Genomic DNA, 2,676 nt, shown 5'->3' on the forward strand with positions numbered 1-2,676 from the left:
TTCAAACTGGGAACCTTGAAAAGCGATGTCCAGCGCATCATGAGCGCAACGGTGTCGGCTCCCGAAAAAAATTATCGCTTTATCCTCGGTTACCAGGAAACGGACAATGAGGCGACGCGCTATCTTATCGATAGCATCAGAGCCGAATTTGTGAACTCGGGCTTCAAGGTGATCGCTCGCGGCGCCGAAGAGCAAGCCGAGGCGCAGGGAGAATTCGATTACTATTTAAACATCCTCGACATCAGCTATGACGACGGCCAATCTGACATCGGCAGCGTCGGTGGCGCCGGACGGAGCGTCTTCGAAAATTATGTGCTGAAGGCGCGCATAAAACTCCTGGACAACAAGAAGGACTCGTCAGCCCGTCAGGAACTCGCCAACGTCCCCGTGCTAAACACCAAGAGGGTTCCCCGGGATGTGCAGACGCCAAAGGAGGTTCGCCGCAGCCAATTGCTGCCGATGCAGGCGACGGAACTCGCGCGTCAAGTTTACCGCGACATCAGTGCGAGGCTTCTGACCATTGCAACGCCACAGGCAGGAGCGCCAAGTTCTGGAGGAAATATTAAACTGGTGGGACAGTATTCGGTTAAAATCGTGGGCTTAACTCAGAGGGACCGGGAGCAGATCCGCGCACTACGTAATGCGGTGACAAAGGTACTTCCCGGGACGGAGACAATCGTTGATCCGGACGGAACAAATGACAAGTCGGTAGAGATCCGTTTCGAACATCCAGACAAATTCGATCCGGAGGATCTCGTGGACGCCATTTACGGCGTGTTCAAAGATCACAAGAAGACCTTCAAAGTGCGTTACGAAGGCAACAACTCTTTCGCGGGGTCGCTATAGCTATGCGCGCAGCTCCTCGCAAACGATCATCCCGAGCGGAAGCGTCGAGTATCGGTTTTCGCCGCGTTTTCTCAGTGCTCATTGCATGCCTTGTTGCCACCGGTGTGAGCGCACAGGACGCGCCGCTGGAACGGTCTGGCGACCCCGCTGCTCAACGCTTCGCACTTGTTATCGGTCAGTCTGACTACCGCGGGGCCCGCCTCGTAACGGGCACGGCGGATGCAGCCCGTTTCGCGACAGCACTGGAGAGCGCGGGTTTTTCCGTCGATAGCGGGGCCGATCTCGAACAGCAACTAATCCGCGAAAAGATCGGTGCTCTCATTGCGAAAGCGACCCAGGCCGGGGACGCCGAAACGATTCTAGTCTATCTCGGCGGACGGGTCGCCCAGCTCAATGGAGAGAACCTATTGCTGCCGGTCGGCGCTCCGCTCGATCGCGCTACCGACGTCGAGCTGAACGGCTATCGATTGACCGATCTCGTCAAAGTGTTGCAACTCGTTCCTGCCAAAGCGCGCATAATCGTTGTCGACGCCGCGGCGCCTCCCGAACAATTAGCTGGTGATAAGTTATTCAGTCCTGGCCTTGCAATCATCAGCGCGCCTAATGGATTTTTGATCGCGTTCAATCAGAACCCGGGTCGTGCTCTTCTGGAGCCACAGCCTCCCACAGGATTTTTTCTTCGTGCCTTCCTGGACACGCTTCAGCAGCCTGTCGCCTCATTTGGAGACTTCTTCGCTCTCGCTCGTCAGCGTGTCTTCGAGGAAAGCCAGAACCGTGAAATGCCTTGGGAAGACGACAAGCTCGCCGAAAAAACTCTTGCGTTTTTTCCGCCACCTGCTGGGGCCGCCCTCCCCAGCATTACTCACTCGGACGGAACAGAAGTGAAGCTCGCTTCGATGGCGCGGGAAGAGGCTTTCAAAAGCGTTATCGCTTCCGATAGGATCATCGACTACCAGGCGTATCTTATCAAATTTCCCGAAGACGAAGCCGTCCCGACGATCCAGTACAATCTTGCAGTCCGGCGGGAAGCCGAAATTTGGTTACGCACTCTTCTCACGGACACACCGCAAGCATACTGGACCTATATCAAAACGTATCCGGATGGCGGCAACGTTGAGGTGGCGCGTCAAAAGTTGGCGGCTCTCGGCGCAAACCCGACGCCACCCGACAGCTTCGACGCCATTGTCTACAATGACCTACCGCCGCCTTTGCCGCCCCAGGTAGAAATGATCGCATCTAGCGCAAGCATGCCTGCGGATTTGATGCCACCGCCGCCGAAGCTGGGGCTGCCTCCCATCTCGCCAATAGTCGCCGCGGCAGTCGCGTTGCCCGTTGCAGCTGCGATTGGAAGACAGTTGCCACATGCGACTGGCGCGATCGTTCGTCCTTCATGGGCAGCCGCCACACGACCCGCCACAATTGGCGGCGGAGGCAATATTGGAGGAATGGCTCGACCAGCCGCTTCAAGCAGTCCGCAAGTCAATACCACCGTCCGCAGCCCGACGAGTTTTCAGCCGATTACTTCTTCACATTACGAGCCTGCGATGGCGCCAGCCAATCCGTCCAGAAGTGGCGACCCGCAACCCGGCGGAGCGGCGAGCTTCAAACCATTGAATCCTCCGGCGGGATCACTCGGTTCTTCCCCAGGGACATCAATCCCGACCAACCCATCAAGCCAGATCAGGCCTGCACCGATTACCTCCAACAACCCTATGGTGCAAACTCAACGGCCTGTCTCGCCGGGGCCCATTACAGGGCCCTCGAACGGAGGAAATCCGAACAAGCCGATCGAGCCGCGGCTGCCTCCTTCGGCTGGGGCGCGTTCCAATT

At 57.3% G+C, this 2,676-nt stretch carries 2 protein-coding genes; both read left to right on the plus strand.

Annotated elements, in window-relative coordinates; all coding sequences use genetic code 11:
• On the plus strand, positions 1 to 846 hold an 846-nt coding region (locus ACLP2E_RS11110; protein WP_442465956.1), incomplete at its 5' end, for a hypothetical protein.
• A 104-nt stretch (positions 847 to 950) separates the two neighbouring features.
• Positions 951 to 2,676, plus strand: a 1,726-nt coding sequence (locus ACLP2E_RS11115) for a caspase family protein (protein ID WP_442465957.1), incomplete at its 3' end; no start/stop codon positions are given.

Origin of the sequence: Rhodoblastus sp. (genome assembly GCF_052145335.1) — a bacterium.
GTDB lineage: Bacteria > Pseudomonadota > Alphaproteobacteria > Rhizobiales > Beijerinckiaceae > Rhodoblastus.